The organism is Pseudomonas sp. RT6P73 (assembly GCF_054897715.1).
Genome location: NZ_JBUBUV010000002.1, coordinates 2,329,269 through 2,343,162 on the forward strand (window position 1 = coordinate 2,329,269; position 13,894 = coordinate 2,343,162).

The window sequence follows — 13,894 nt, forward strand, 5'->3', positions numbered from 1 at the left end:
CATGTACGAATCCCCTAGTTGGTTGCATGAGTTGTGGGTCGCGCGGGAAGTGCTGTGGCAAGGCTTTCTGACCAGTGTGCAGGTCTCGGCCCTGGCGATTTTGCTGGGCACGATGGTCGGCATTGTCGCCGGTCTGGTGTTGACCTACGGCAAGTTCTGGATGCGCGCGCCATTTCGGTTTTACGTTGACCTGATTCGCGGCACGCCGGTGTTTGTCTTGGTGCTGGCCTGCTTCTACATGGCGCCCGCTTTGGGCTGGCAGATCAGCGCGTTCCAGGCCGGCGCCTTGGGGCTGACGCTGTTTTGCGGCTCCCACGTGGCGGAGATTGTGCGCGGCGCTCTGCAAGCATTGCCCAGTGGCCAGATGGAAGCGAGCAAGGCCATCGGCCTGACGTTTTATCAATCCCTCGGCTACGTGTTGTTGCCCCAGGCGTTGCGGCAGATCCTGCCGACCTGGGTCAACTCGTCCACCGAGATCGTCAAGGCCTCGACCTTGCTGTCGGTCATTGGTGTGGCGGAATTGTTGCTCAGCACGCAGCAGATCATCGCCCGCACCTTCATGACCCTGGAGTTTTACCTGTTCGCCGGATTTCTGTTTTTCGTCATCAACTACGCCATCGAATTACTCGGCCGGCACATTGAAAAGCGGGTGGCCTTGCCATGACTCAACCTCAAGTTTCGACACAGAACCAGGCCCTGCTGGACATTCGCGGCCTGCACAAACAGTACGGCAAGCTTGAAGTGCTCAAAGGCGTCGACCTGACCCTGCAGCGCGGCAACGTGGTCACGCTGATCGGTTCCAGCGGCTCGGGCAAGACCACGCTGCTGCGTTGCGTGAACATGCTCGAAGAATTCCAGGGCGGGCAGATCGTGCTCGATGGCGAGTCCATCGGCTATGACGAGGTCAACGGCAAACGCGTGCGTCACGCAGAAAAAGTCATCGCTCGGCATCGGGCAATGACCGGCATGGCGTTCCAGCAGTTCAACCTGTTCCCGCACCTGACCGCGTTGCAGAACGTCACCCTTGGCTTGCTCAAGGTCAAAAAGCTGCACAAGGACGAAGCCGTGGCACTGGCGGAAAAATGGCTGGAGCGGGTCGGCTTGCTGGAGCGGCGTGATCACTACCCCGGTCAGCTGTCCGGCGGTCAGCAACAGCGGGTGGCAATTGCCCGGGCCATTGCGATGAACCCGAGCCTGATGCTGTTCGACGAAGTGACCTCGGCCCTCGACCCGGAACTGGTCGGCGAAGTGCTGAACGTAATCAAGGGCTTGGCCGATGAAGGCATGACCATGTTGCTGGTCACCCACGAGATGCGTTTTGCCTTCGAGGTGTCGGACAAGATCGTATTCATGAATCAAGGGCGGATCGAAGAGCAGGGGCCTCCCAAGGAACTTTTCGAGCGCCCTCAATCACCGCGTCTGGCGGAATTTCTCAAGAACACGCGGTTTTAAACATCATTTTCAGTTAGGAGAAACACTCATGAGCATTACTCGTTACGGCACCGGCAGCACCGCCGCTGGCGGCCAGCCTCGTCCTTTTGCCCGCGCCGTTGAAGCCGATGGCTGGCTGCACGTGTCCGGCCAGGTGCCGGCGCTGGATGGCGAGATCATTGTTGGCGGCATCGTCGAGCAGACTCACCAGGCCATGAAGAACCTGATCGCGATTCTCGAAGAGGCCGGTTATGGCCTGGAAGACGTGGTGCGGGCCGGGGTGTGGTTGGAAGATCCGCGGGATTTCACCAGTTTCAACAAGGTCTTCTCCGAGTACTTCAAACCCGAACATGCGCCGGCCCGGGCCTGTGTGCAGGCGAACATGATGGTCGATTGCAAAGTCGAAATTGACTGCATCGCGTACAGGAAAAAGGCCTGAACCGAGGTGGCTTCATCGCTAGCAGGCTAGCTCCCACAGGGAACGCATCCCAAATGTGGGAGCTAGCCTGCTAGCGATGGCGACCTGACGGTCGTCGCTGCACTCCAGGTAAACTCCCGGCACTTTAATGGGAACCACTGACATGACCGAAGACACCATCAAGCGCCGGGCTCGCGGTCTGGACCGGGCGTTCGATATCCTCGATTTCCTCAAGGAAGTCGGCAAACCGCTGCGCCCGAATGAAATCGCCAGCGGCATCGACAGCCCGAAATCCACGATCTACGAACTGGTTGCTTCCCTGCTGGAACGACGCATTCTCGAACCCGTGGGCAAGGACGGTCACGTCTACCTCGGCCGTCAGTTGTACTTCCTCGGGCAGGCGCATCTGCGTCATTTCGACCTGACCCGCGAGGCTGATCACGCCCTGCAGGAGATCGTCAGCCAGACCCATGAAACCGCACAGATGTGCTTGCTCAACGGGCGCAAATACACCGTGGCATTGATGAAAGAGGGCGAGCGGCACTTCCGCATTTCCTCGGACATTGGCGAGAACGCGCCGATCCCGTGGACCGCGTCCGGGCGCCTGCTGCTGACGCACTTGAGCGACCAGCAAATCATCGACCTGATCGACCACGACGACTTCATTCTGCCCGACGGCGAACGTCTGCCGCTGGAGCAGTTTCTCAAGGAAATCCGTCAGGCCGGTATCGATGGCTTTTTCTCCTTCGATAGCGTCGCCGACACCTTTACCCATTGCTTCGCTGCCCCGGTCAAAGACCCCGGCGGCGTGGCGATTGCGACCCTGTGCATCGTTGCCCCTCGGGACGACGCCAAGAACAACTACAACGACTATCGCCGGGTGCTGATCGACAGCGCCAATAGCCTGGCCCGGCGTATCAACGAATAACAGCGGCTGGCTGCAGCCGCGAATGTGAGGAGTTCAACCATGTCTTCTGCCCAAAATACTGCCGCCGTGGAAAAGGGCTTTGCCCAGACCGGCGCCAACCTGGTACGCGACGTCAGCCTGCCTGCGCTGGTGCTGCACCGCGAAGCGCTGGAGCACAACATTCGCTGGATGCAGGCGTTTGTCAGCAACAGCGGCGCCGAACTCGCGCCCCACGGCAAAACCAGCATGACCCCTGCGCTGTTCCGTCGCCAGCTGGACGCCGGCGCCTGGGGCATCACCCTGGCCAGCGCCACGCAAACCCGCGCGGCCTACGCCCATGGCGTGCGTCGGGTGCTGATGGCCAACCAATTGGTCGGCACGCCGAACATGGCACTGATCGCCGATTTGCTGGCGGACCCGACTTTCGATTTCCATTGCATGGTCGATCACCCGGACAACGTCGCTGACCTGGGGGCCTATTTCGCCTCGCGCGGCGTACGCCTGAACGTGATGATCGAGTACGGCGTGGTCGGCGGTCGTTGCGGTTGCCGCAGCGAAGAGGAAGTGGTCGCGCTGGCCAAAGCCATCAACGCCCAACCGGCGCTGGCGCTGACCGGGATTGAAGGCTACGAAGGCGTGATCCATGGCGATCATGCGGTCACCGGCATTCGTGAATTCGCCGCGTCCCTGGTGCGTCTGGCCGTGCAGTTGCAGGACAGCGGCGCGTTCGCCATTGCCAAGCCGATCATCACCGCCTCGGGCTCGGCCTGGTATGACCTGATCGCGGAATCCTTCGAAGCGCAGAACGCCGGCGGACGTTTCCTCAGCGTATTGCGCCCCGGCAGCTACGTGGCTCACGACCATGGCATCTACAAAGAAGCGCAATGCTGCGTGCTCGACCGTCGCAGTGACTTGCACGAGGGCCTGCGCCCGGCGCTGGAAGTCTGGGCGCATGTGCAGTCGTTGCCGGAGCCGGGTTTTGCGGTAATTGCCCTGGGTAAACGTGACGTGGCCTATGACGCCGGTTTGCCGGTGCCGTTGCTGCGTTACAAGGCCGGCGTGGTGCCTGTGAACGGCGACGATGTCAGCGCCTGCAAGGTGACGGCGGTGATGGACCAGCACGCGTTCATGACGGTGGCACCGGGGGTTGAGTTGCGGGTGGGCGACATCATTTCTTTCGGTACTTCGCACCCGTGCCTGACGTTCGACAAATGGCGCACGGGGTGTCTGGTGGATGAGCAACTGAACGTCATCGAAACCATGGAAACCTGTTTCTAAGGCTCGAGACCGAGGCGTGGCCTTCGCGGGCAAGCCTCGCTCCTACAGGTGCTGCGGTCGCCGCCGATTTCGCGTCCAACGCGAATCCTGTAGGAGCGAGGCTTGCCCGCGAAGACATCCTCCCAGACAACACCGCAATACCAGAGACCCCACAACAATGAACACCATCAACACCATCAACACCCTCGGCCCCAACACCCCGCGCATCGCCCTGATCGGCGAGTGCATGATCGAGTTGCAACAACGCGCCGACGGCAGTCTGCAGCAAAGCTTCGGCGGCGATACCCTCAACACCGCGGTGTACCTGTCCCGTGAACTGGGCACGAGCGGCGTCGTCGATTACGTCACCGCACTGGGCGACGACAGTTTCAGCGATGCCATGTGCCAGACCTGGGCCAACGAAAACATCGGGCTTGGCATGGTCCAGCGCTTGCCCGGTCGACTGCCGGGTTTGTACTGCATCCAGACCGATGCAGCCGGCGAGCGACGTTTCCTGTATTGGCGCAACGAAGCGGCCGTCCGCGACTGCTTCACCACCCCGGCCGCCGCGCCGATCCTGGCCGCGCTGCCGGATTACGACGTGCTGTACTTCAGCGGCATCACCTTGGCGGTGCTCGGCGTGCAAGGTCGGGAGAAGTTGCTGGAAACCCTGATCGAAGCCCGGCAACGGGATGCGCGAATCGTGTTCGACAACAACTACCGGCCACGTTTGTGGACGTCAGTCGAAGAGGCGCGGGCGGCTTATCGCAGCGTCTTGCCCTATGTCGATCTGGCGTTGTTGACCGTCGATGACGAGCAGTCGCTGTTTCATTTTTCCGATTGCGAGGCGGTGTTTGACGCTTACGAGCAGATTGGCACCCCCGAAGTGGTGCTCAAGCGCGGCGCGGAGGCGTGCCTGATTCGCTGTGATGGCGAGTCGTTCGAGGTGCCGGCACAGAAGGTCGAGCGAGTGGTGGACACGACGGCGGCGGGGGATTCGTTCAGTGCGGCGTATCTGGCCAGTCGGCTCAAGGGCGGAAGTGCGGTTGAGGCGGCTGAAGCGGGGCATCGGCTGGCAAGTCGGGTGATTCAAGCGCCCGGAGCGCTGATCCTCAAAGATTGAAATAAGCTTTTGTGGCGAGGGAGCTTGCTCCCGCTCGGCTGCGCAGCAGTCGTAAATTGGGGCCGCTACGCAGCCCAGCGGGAGCAAGCTCCCTCGCCACAGGACCCTCGCCAGTCGCTTAATCCCGGTAAAACACCTGCACCAGGTGATAGCCAAATTTGCTCTTGATCGGCCCATGCACCACCCGCAGCGGCTTTTTGAAGATCACCGCGTCGATAACCCCGACCATTTGGCCGGGCCGCACTTCACCCAGGTCGCCGCCGCGTTTGCCGGACGGGCAGGTGGAGTATTTCTTGGCCAGCACATCAAAGGCTTCGCCCTTGGCGATGCGTTGTTTGAGCTGCTCGGCTTCTTCCGAGGTTTTCACCAGAATATGGCGGGCTTGAGCTTTCATGGGGACTTACCTTGCAGCGGTCGTGACATCGAGGCGCGCGATTATGCCTCAACTCACTCCGGTTGGCCGATCATCGTGCGAATCTTGTTGGCCAACAGGTCGATGGAAAACGGTTTGGCCACCATGTCCATGCCTTCTTCCAGGAAGCCCTGGCGTTCGGCGGCTTTCTCCGCGTAACCGGTCATGAACAGCACCTTGAGCTCGGGACGGTGCTGGCGAGCGATTTCCGCCAGTTGGCGGCCGTTCATTCCCGGCAAGCCGACGTCGGTTACCAGCAGATCGACCCGCAGGTCGGATTCCAGCAAGGGCAGGGCGGCCTTCGCATCCTCGGCTTCGTGGGCGTGATAACCCAGCTCGTTGAGCAGGTCGAGCACCAGCATGCGTACCGCCGGGTCGTCTTCCACCAGCACCACGGTCTCACCGGCAATCGCTGCCGGTGCCTCGCCCGTCAACGGCAGCAGTACGTTTTCCGGTTCTGTGGCGTGCAACCGTGGCAAGAACAAGCGAACGCTGGTGCCCTTGCCCGGCAGACTGAACAAGCTGACGTGCCCACCTGATTGCTGGGCAAACCCGTAAATCATCGACAACCCCAGTCCGGTGCCTTGGCCAATGGGTTTGGTGGTGAAGAACGGGTCGAAGGCCTTGGCCAGCACCGAAGGCGTCATGCCGCTGCCGTTATCGCTGACGGCAATCATCACGTAATCCCCGGCCTTGACCGGTTCCAGCGTCGTGATGTCGCTGCCATCGAGGTAAACGTTGGCGGTTTCGACCAGCAACTCGCCACCATCGGGCATGGCGTCCCTGGCGTTGATCACCAGATTGAGCAGGGCGTTTTCCAGTTGGCTGACGTCGGTGCTCACCGGCCAGACCTCGTCGGCCAGTAATAGTTTGAGCTCGATGTGGTCGCCTTTCGTACGGCTGAACAAATCTTCCAGAGAATGCACCAGGTCATTGGCGTTGAGCGGCTTGCGATCCAGCGACTGACGCCGGGAGAACGCCAGCAGGCGATGGGTCAGGGCGGCGGCGCGATTGGCCGAGGACACCGCGGCTTCGGTGAAGCGGCCAATCTCGGCAGCGCGCCCGTCAGCGATATAGCGCTGCATCAGGTCGAGGCTGCCGATGATCCCGGTCAGCATATTGTTGAAGTCGTGGGCAATGCCGCCGGTGAGCTGTCCAACTGCTTCCATCTTCTGCGCATGGCGCAAGGCGTCTTCCGCGCGCTCGCGCTCGAACATTTCGTTTTGCAGCCGTTGGTTGGCTTCGGCCAGCTGCTGGGTGCGGGCGGCGACCCGTTCTTCAAGGGTTTCGTTGAGATTACGCAGGGCTTCTTCGGTCTTTTTGCGCTCGGTTTCGTCGATTACGAAGATGTAGAAACCATTCACCGCGCCGTCCGGACCGTGCCGTGGCAGGTAATTCATCAGCGCATGCCGGGTGCTGCCATCACGATGGGGAGCATCAATGCTGAAACAACAGGCCTTGCCGGTCAGCGCCTCGGCGATGTGCTCAGCGCGCAGGGCATAGGCGTCCGCGCCCAACACTTCAAGAATGGTTCGCCCGTACAGCTCCTGTGGCGTCAGGCCGTACCAGTCCAGGTACGCGGCGTTGTTCAGGCGAAAACGCTCTTCGCGGTCGACGTAACTGATCAGGATCGGCATGGCGTTGATGATCAGTTGCAGCTCGGTCTGACTCTGGCGCAGGGCCTGCTCGGTGTGTTTGCGCTCGGTGAGGTCCAGTGCAGCGCCGAGGAAACGGATCGGCCGGCCGTGGTGGTCCTTGTAGCAACGCCCCCGGGCAAATACCCAGCGCAGTTGCCCATCGGGCTGCAGCAACCGATATTCCTCGGCGTACTCAGTGCCGTGAGTGATGCAGTGCTTGATACTGCGGGCGATCATCGCCCGGTCTTCCGGATGCACACCCTGGAGGTAGTCGCTGATCGGTAACTGGCTGGCCATGGCTGGATCGATGCCGTGCATTTGCGCGAAATGCGCGTCGGCAATGAAGCGGTCTTCGCCGATGTCCCAATCCCAGGTGCCGACGGCGTCGGTGGCCGCCAGTGCCAGTTGCAGGCGCTGTTCGGTTTCGTGCTGAGCCTTGAGGCTGGCGGCGGAACGCTGTTCGAGTTCCAGCGCGATGCGTCGGCGTTCATTGGTTTCGATGGCGGTGACCAGAATGCCGGCGACCTGAGCGTTTTCATCGCGGATCGGGCTGTAGGTCAGGTCCAGCCAGAAGTCGGAATCACCCTCGTCGCGCTGCAAGGTAAAGCGTTGTTCGCTGTAGGTTCGCACCTGGCCTTGTAGGACGGCGCTGTAAATGGGGTCGGTAAAGTCCTGGAGTTCTGGCCAGATCTGGTGCGTCGGTTGTCCGAAAGCGTGTGGATGCTTGCTGCCGGCGAGGAGGGCGAAACCGTCGTTGTAGATCTGCGTAAGCTGCGGACCCCACAGCAACAGCATCGGCATCGGCGAATGAATCACGATGTCCACGGCGGTGCGCAGGCTCTGTGGCCAGGTACCGGCAGCGCCCAGCGGGGTACGTGTCCAGTCCAGTCTGGCGATCAAGGCCTGGGCATCGCTGCCCGTCGGTGATGCGTTCATCAAATTGTCCTGCGTTTAAGTCGGTGTGGCGGCGTCTACTATCCTTGCAGGGCGGTAGACGCTGGATGACCCGCCTTGGGTCATTATTTTTTCATTGAATGCTTCGCGGGTGCTTTTTGCCATGGAAATCGATGCACTGTTGCAGATACTGGCTGACCGGAACGGATCCGATCTCTATCTCTCCACCGGCGCACCACCCAGTGCGCGGTTCGACGGCGTGCTCAAACCACTGACCGATCAGCCGTTCAAACCGGGAGAGGTCGCGGCCATTGCCGGGTCCATCATGGACGCCGAGCAGCGTCTGGAGTTCGATCGGGAACTGGAGATGAACCTGGCGATCTCCTTGGCGGGTGTCGGGCGCTTTCGGGTCAACATCTTCAAGCAACGCAACGATGTGTCAATCGTGGCACGCAACATCAAGCTCGACATCCCGCGTTTTGAGGACCTCAAGTTACCGGCGGTGCTGCTCGAAACCGTGATGCTCAAACAAGGATTGATGCTGTTCGTCGGCGCCACCGATTGCGGCAAGTCGACTTCCCTGGCAGCGCTGATCGATTACCGCAACCGTCACAGCAGTGGCCATATCGTCACCATCGAAGACCCGATCGAGTACATTCACCGGCACAAAAAGTCGGTCATCAACCAGCGTGAGGTCGGCGTCGATACCCGCAGTTTTCATGCTGCCTTGAAAAACACCCTGCGTCAGGCACCGGACGTCGTCTTGATCGGCGAAATCCGCGACCGCGAAACCATGGAGCATGCACTGGCGTTCGCCGATACCGGTCATCTGGTGATCTCTACGTTGCACGCGCACAACGCCAATCAGGCGCTGGATCGCATCATCAATTTCTTTCCGGAGGAGCGGCGCCCCCAACTGCTGCATGACTTGGGCAACAACCTCAAGGCATTCGTATCGCAACGGTTGGTGCGTACCGTCGATGGTCAGCGCCGGGCGGCGGTGGAAGTGATGCTGGGTACGCCGACCATCGGTGACCTGATTCGCAGCAACGAGTTTGCGGATCTCAAGGGGATCATGGAGAAATCGCTGGAATTGGGGATGCAGACCTTTGACGGTGCGCTGTATGCGTTGGTTGTCGAAGGGGCGATCAATGAGGAAGAGGCGTTGAAACATGCGGATTCGGTGAACAATTTGCGGTTGCGGATCAAGTTGCATGCCGATGCGTCGCCTCCCACCCAGCCGCCCTCGGGAGAATGGGGCCTAATGGACTGACGCATAGTCCCTGTAGGAGCTGTCGAGTGAAACGAGGCTGCGATCTTTTGATCTTGATCTTGATCTAAAAAAGCAAAGTCAAAAGATCGCAGCCTCGTTTCACTCGACAGCTCCTACAGGGGAGGCGTATCACTCCTGGAGTTCGGGGCGGTTTCGGAATTGCTCCAGCGCCTCGGGATTGGCCAGCGCATCGGTGTTTTTCACCTTCTGCCCATGGACCACGTTCCTCACGGCCAATTCGACGACTTTGCCGCTGATGGTCCGCGGAATATCAGTCACCGCGACAATCTTCGCCGGGACATGCCGGGGCGTGGTGTTGGCGCGGATGACCTGGCGGATCTGCTGCTGCAAGGCTTCATCCAGTTCAACGCCGTCGCGCAACTTCACGAACAGCACCACCCGCACGTCGTCCTGCCATTGCTGACCAATGGCCACGCTGTCCAGCACCTGCTGCACTTTCACCACCTGACGATAGATTTCCGCCGTGCCGATACGCACGCCACCGGGGTTAAGCACGGCGTCCGAGCGACCGTGGATCATCATCGCGCCGTGGGGCAGTTGTTCGGCGTAATCACCCTGGGCCCACACGCCGGGGAACTGACTGAAATACGCAGCACGCAGCTTTTCCTGCTGAGGGTCGTTCCAGAAACCGATGGGCATGGCCGGGAAGTGCCGGGTGCAGACCAGCTCACCTTTCTCGCCCACCACAGGTTTACCGTCGTCGTTCCAGACTTCGACCGCCATGCCCAGGCTCTTGCCCTGGATTTCGCCACGGCGCACGGGTTGAAACGGGTTGCTGTTCACAAAGCACGAAACGATGTCGGTACCGCCAGACATCGAGGCCAGGCACAGGTCGCTCTTGAGGTCGCGATAAACGTAATCGTAACTCTGCGGTGACAACGCGGAACCGGTGCAGAGCAGGGTTTTCAGGCTGCCCAGGTCATGGCTCTCGCGCGGTTTGACGCCATGGGATTCGAGGGTCGCGAGGAACTTGGGACTGGTGCCGAAGACGCTGATGCGTTCATCGTCGATCAGGTCGATCAAGCGCTCGGGGTCTGGATGGAATGGCGAGCCGTCGTACAGCACCACCGCGCTGCCCACGGCCAAGGCCGAGACCAGCCAGTTCCACATCATCCAGCCGCAGGTGGTGTAGTAAAACAACCGGTCGCCGGGGCCGAGATCGCAATGCAGTCCATGTTCCTTGACGTGTTGCAGCAGCACGCCGCCGGTGCTGTGGATGATGCATTTCGGCACGCCGGTGGTACCGCTGGAATAGAGGATGTACAGCGGATGGGCGAAAGGCACGGGGACGAAATCCGGCTCGCCGCCGACGTCGTAGAAATCATCCCACAGCGTCACGTTGGCCAGGGTGTGGAAATGCTCGATGTGCGCCTGTGGCCGGGCATACGGCACTACGATCAACTGCTGCAAGGAAGGCAGACGTTCGAGGATTTCGTTGACCTTGGCGGTCTGGTCGATGTCCTTGCCGGCATAGCGGTAACCGGCGCAGGTGATGAGCACTTTCGGTTCGATCTGGCCGAAGCGGTCGATGACGCCCTGGGTGCCGAAGTCCGGTGATGAACAGGACCAGATCGCCCCCAGGCTGGTGGTGCCGAGCATGGCCACCAGGGTTTGCCAGGTGTTGGGCATGCACGCGGCGACGCGGTCGCCGAGGCCGACGCCGGCGGCGATCAAGCTGTGTTGGAAGCCGGCGACATGCTCGGCCAGTTCGGCCCAGGTCAGGTGTTCACGCTGGCCGTTCTCGCCAATGGCGATGACCGCGATGGCGTCGTCGCGACGGCGCAGCAGGTGTTCGGCGAAGTTCAGGGTGGCGCCGGGGAACCACTGGGCGCTGGGCATCTGCGGGCCTTCAACCAGTACCGCGTCCGGTTGATCGTGGAAGCGGATGTCGAAGCAATCGACGATTGCCTGCCAAAATGCTTCGCGCTGATCGATGGACCATTGGTGCAGGGCGGGGTAATCGTCGAGGTGGATCTTGTGCCGCTCAATGATGAAGCGCCGAAAGGCCTCCATGCGGGTTTTGTTGATGCGATTGGCGCTGGGTTGCCAGAGGATGTCGGACATGGCTTGCCTCTTCTTCTATCTTCAGATCCATTCGCGGGCAAGCCACGCTCCCACAGGTTTTGCGTCGAGCCACAAATCCAGCGGCAACCACAAAACCTGTGGGAGCGAGGCTTGCCCGCGAAGAACGATAACGCGGTTTACTGCCGAACTACTGCGCCAACCACCCACCATCAATATTCCACGCCGCGCCACGCACCTGGCTGCCGGCCTCACTGCACAAGAACAACACCAGTTCACCCAACTGCGGCGGCGTGACGAACTCCAGCGACGGCTGTTTCTCCGCCAGCAAATCATGCTGTGCCTGCTGCGGGTCGATCCCCTTGGCAATGCGATCATCAATCTGCTTCTGCACCAGCGGCGTCAACACCCAGCCCGGGCAAATGGCGTTGCAGGTGACATTGGTGGTTGCCGTTTCCAGCCCGACCACCTTGGTCAAGCCGATCACGCCATGCTTGGCCGCGACGTAGGCGGCTTTACCCACTGAACCGACCTGACCGTGAACGGAGGCGATGTTGATGATCCGCCCCCAACCTTTGGCGCGCATGCCCGGCAAGCTCAAGCGGGTGCTGTGGAACACCGACGACAGGTTGATCGCAATGATCGAGTCCCAGCGCTCAACCGGAAACTCTTCCACCGGCGCTACGTGCTGGATGCCGGCGTTGTTCACCAGAATGTCGACGCCGCCGAACTCACGCTCGGCGTAGGCGATCATCTCGGCAATCTGCGCCGGGTCGCTGACATCGGCCGGGTGATGACCGACCTTGCCGCCGAATTGTTCAACCTCGGCAATCACCTTGGACGCATCACCGAAACCGTTGAGGATCAGATTGGCGCCGGCCTTGGCCAGGCTCAGGGCGATGCCCAGGCCAATGCCGCTGGTTGAACCGGTGACCAGTGCAGTTTTGCCCGAAAGAGTCGTCATGAATACCTCACACAATGCCAGTGGCGTAGAAAGTACCGATCACCACAAAGACCGCCAGGGTCTTGATCAGCGTAATACAGAAAATGTCTTTGTAGGCTTCGCGGTGGGTCAGGCCGGTGACCGCCAACAAGGTAATCACCGCGCCGTTGTGCGGCAAGGTGTCCATGCCGCCACTGGCCATCGCGGCCACCCGGTGCAGCACTTCCAGCGGAATGTTGGCGGCATGGGCCGCTGCGATAAAGTCATTGGCCATGGCCGCCAGCGCAATGCTCATGCCGCCCGACGCCGAACCGGTAATACCGGCCAGCAGGGTCACGGTAATCGCTTCGTTGACCAGCGGATTGGGAATGCTCTTGAGCCAGTCGGCCAGTACCAGGAAGCCCGGCAGCGAGGCAATGACTGCACCAAAACCGTATTCGGAAGCGGTGTTCATTGCCGCCAGCAACGAGCCGCTGACCGCACTTCGACTGCCTTCGGCCAGCTTGCCGCGAATCGCCTGGAAGCCGAACACCAGCACCATGATGATGCCCACCAGCAAGGCCGCCTGAACCGCCCAAATCGCGGTGAGTTTGGCGATTTCGGTGGTCACCGGCGCGGTCATGCCCGGCAGCGCAAGGCTGTGGGTCTTGCCGTACCACTGCGGAATCCATTGGGTAAACAGCAGGTTCATGATGCCTACCGCCAGCAGCGGCGACAGGGCGATCCAGGGGTTTGGCAGTTTGATGTCGGCCGCGGTTTCCGGCTCGTTGCGCAGTTCGGTGCCATAACCTTCACCGGCGGCCTGAGCCTTGTTGCGCTGGCGCTGGAGAAACAGCATGCCGGCGCAGAACACGAAAATCGCGCCGATCACACCCAGCCACGGCGCCGCCCACGCGGTGGTGTTGAAGAAGGTGCTGGGGATGATGTTCTGGATCTGCGGGGTGCCGGGCAGGGCGTCCATGGTGAACGAGAATGCACCGAGGGCGATGGTGGCCGGGATCAGCCGCTTGGGGATGTTGCTCTGGCGGAACATTTCAGCGGCAAAGGGGTAGACCGCAAACACCACCACAAACAGCGACACGCCGCCGTAAGTGAGCAGGGCGCAGACCAGCACGATCACCAGCATGGCTTGGCGAGTGCCGAGCAGCCGAATCGCTGCTGCGACGATGGAGCGGGAGAACCCTGACAGCTCGATCAACTTGCCGAACACTGCGCCGAGCAGGAACACCGGGAAATACAGTTTGATGAAGCCGACCATTTTCTCCATGAACACCCCGGTGAAGGCAGGGGCGACGGCGGAAGGGTCGGTGAGCAAGACAGCGCCGAGGGCGGCAATCGGGGCGAAGAGAATAACGCTGTAGCCACGGTAAGCAGCCAGCATCAGCAGCGCGAGGGCCGCCAAGGCAATGATCACACTCATGGTGTGTCTCCTGGATTGTTATTTTTGTAGGGTGAATCTTTTGTGGGAGAGGGCTTTAGCGAGATTCGTGCCATTAACACAACATATTGAAATATAAGGATATTTATATACTAGCGAGGCGATTTTGAACTATTTG

12 protein-coding genes are annotated in these 13,894 nt (G+C 60.7%); 7 read left to right on the forward strand and 5 right to left on the reverse strand.

The window, feature by feature from the left end; translation table 11 throughout:
• Position 1: 1 nt before the first annotated feature.
• The 6 genes from ACYZT6_RS11405 (at position 2) to ACYZT6_RS11430 (ending at position 5,136) form a co-directional block, all read left to right on the forward strand.
• Positions 2-664 (forward strand): amino acid ABC transporter permease, encoded by a 663-nt coding sequence (locus ACYZT6_RS11405; protein ID WP_149630110.1) that lies wholly within the window; start codon positions 2-4, stop codon positions 662-664.
• Complete coding sequence (locus tag ACYZT6_RS11410; protein ID WP_462026970.1) at positions 661-1,452, forward strand: amino acid ABC transporter ATP-binding protein; 792 nt, start codon at positions 661-663, stop codon at positions 1,450-1,452. Before ACYZT6_RS11405 ends, ACYZT6_RS11410 begins: the two co-directional genes overlap by 4 nt.
• 28 nt (positions 1,453-1,480) lie before the next feature.
• On the forward strand, positions 1,481-1,870 hold the full coding sequence (locus ACYZT6_RS11415) for a RidA family protein (RefSeq protein ID WP_462026971.1): 390 nt from the start codon (positions 1,481-1,483) through the stop codon (positions 1,868-1,870).
• 142 nt (positions 1,871-2,012) lie between these two features.
• Positions 2,013-2,777 carry an IclR family transcriptional regulator gene (locus tag ACYZT6_RS11420; RefSeq protein WP_462026972.1) on the forward strand — a complete coding sequence of 255 codons (765 nt, stop codon included), beginning with the start codon at positions 2,013-2,015 and terminating at the stop codon, positions 2,775-2,777.
• Between the two features lie 39 nt (positions 2,778-2,816).
• Positions 2,817-4,034 (forward strand): amino acid deaminase, encoded by a 1,218-nt coding sequence (locus ACYZT6_RS11425; protein ID WP_462026973.1) that lies wholly within the window; start codon positions 2,817-2,819, stop codon positions 4,032-4,034.
• Between the two features lie 166 nt (positions 4,035-4,200).
• The gene (locus ACYZT6_RS11430; RefSeq protein WP_462029938.1) at positions 4,201-5,136 is read left to right on the forward strand and encodes a sugar kinase; all 936 of its coding nucleotides are present in this window, start codon (positions 4,201-4,203) and stop codon (positions 5,134-5,136) included.
• A gap of 118 nt (positions 5,137-5,254) precedes the next feature.
• Here the strand turns inward: ACYZT6_RS11430 and ACYZT6_RS11435 are convergent, their stop codons facing one another.
• Positions 5,255-5,530 carry a peptidylprolyl isomerase gene (locus ACYZT6_RS11435; RefSeq protein WP_007898282.1) on the reverse strand — a complete coding sequence of 92 codons (276 nt, stop codon included), beginning with the start codon at positions 5,528-5,530 and terminating at the stop codon, positions 5,255-5,257.
• Between the two features lie 53 nt (positions 5,531-5,583).
• Positions 5,584-8,121, reverse strand: coding sequence for a hybrid sensor histidine kinase/response regulator (locus ACYZT6_RS11440; protein ID WP_462026974.1), 2,538 nt, complete (start codon positions 8,119-8,121; stop codon positions 5,584-5,586).
• Between the two features lie 121 nt (positions 8,122-8,242).
• Here ACYZT6_RS11440 and ACYZT6_RS11445 point away from each other — a divergent pair, with 121 nt between their 5' ends.
• Positions 8,243-9,352, forward strand: a complete 1,110-nt coding sequence (locus tag ACYZT6_RS11445; protein ID WP_462026976.1) for a PilT/PilU family type 4a pilus ATPase — start codon at positions 8,243-8,245, stop codon at positions 9,350-9,352.
• 129 nt (positions 9,353-9,481) lie between these two features.
• Here ACYZT6_RS11445 and ACYZT6_RS11450 read toward each other — a convergent pair whose 3' ends face one another.
• The 3 genes from ACYZT6_RS11450 to ACYZT6_RS11460 form a co-directional block, all read right to left on the reverse strand.
• Positions 9,482-11,437 carry an acetoacetate--CoA ligase gene (locus tag ACYZT6_RS11450; protein WP_462026977.1) on the reverse strand — a complete coding sequence of 652 codons (1,956 nt, stop codon included), beginning with the start codon at positions 11,435-11,437 and terminating at the stop codon, positions 9,482-9,484.
• A gap of 148 nt (positions 11,438-11,585) precedes the next feature.
• Positions 11,586-12,359 carry a 3-hydroxybutyrate dehydrogenase gene (gene hbdH, locus ACYZT6_RS11455; protein ID WP_462026978.1) on the reverse strand — a complete coding sequence of 258 codons (774 nt, stop codon included), beginning with the start codon at positions 12,357-12,359 and terminating at the stop codon, positions 11,586-11,588.
• 7 nt (positions 12,360-12,366) lie between these two features.
• A complete protein-coding gene (locus ACYZT6_RS11460) occupies positions 12,367-13,758 on the reverse strand; it encodes a GntP family permease (RefSeq protein ID WP_461958628.1) in 1,392 nt (463 codons plus the stop codon).
• Positions 13,759-13,894 lie beyond the last annotated feature (136 nt).

Excerpts from the sequence above, each read along its gene's own strand:
- ACYZT6_RS11405 (WP_149630110.1), top strand. The coding sequence starts at position 2 with ATGTACGAATCCCCTAGTTGGTTGCATGAGTTGTGGGTCGCGCGGGAA.
- ACYZT6_RS11410 (WP_462026970.1), top strand. The coding sequence starts at position 661 with ATGACTCAACCTCAAGTTTCGACACAGAACCAGGCCCTGCTGGACATT.
- ACYZT6_RS11415 (WP_462026971.1), top strand. The coding sequence starts at position 1,481 with ATGAGCATTACTCGTTACGGCACCGGCAGCACCGCCGCTGGCGGCCAG.
- ACYZT6_RS11420 (WP_462026972.1), top strand. The coding sequence starts at position 2,013 with ATGACCGAAGACACCATCAAGCGCCGGGCTCGCGGTCTGGACCGGGCG.
- ACYZT6_RS11425 (WP_462026973.1), top strand. The coding sequence starts at position 2,817 with ATGTCTTCTGCCCAAAATACTGCCGCCGTGGAAAAGGGCTTTGCCCAG.
- ACYZT6_RS11435 (WP_007898282.1), bottom strand. The coding sequence starts at position 5,530 with ATGAAAGCTCAAGCCCGCCATATTCTGGTGAAAACCTCGGAAGAAGCC.
- ACYZT6_RS11440 (WP_462026974.1), bottom strand. The coding sequence starts at position 8,121 with ATGAACGCATCACCGACGGGCAGCGATGCCCAGGCCTTGATCGCCAGA.
- ACYZT6_RS11445 (WP_462026976.1), top strand. The coding sequence starts at position 8,243 with ATGGAAATCGATGCACTGTTGCAGATACTGGCTGACCGGAACGGATCC.
- ACYZT6_RS11450 (WP_462026977.1), bottom strand. The coding sequence starts at position 11,437 with ATGTCCGACATCCTCTGGCAACCCAGCGCCAATCGCATCAACAAAACC.
- hbdH (WP_462026978.1), bottom strand. The coding sequence starts at position 12,359 with ATGACGACTCTTTCGGGCAAAACTGCACTGGTCACCGGTTCAACCAGC.
- ACYZT6_RS11460 (WP_461958628.1), bottom strand. The coding sequence starts at position 13,758 with ATGAGTGTGATCATTGCCTTGGCGGCCCTCGCGCTGCTGATGCTGGCT.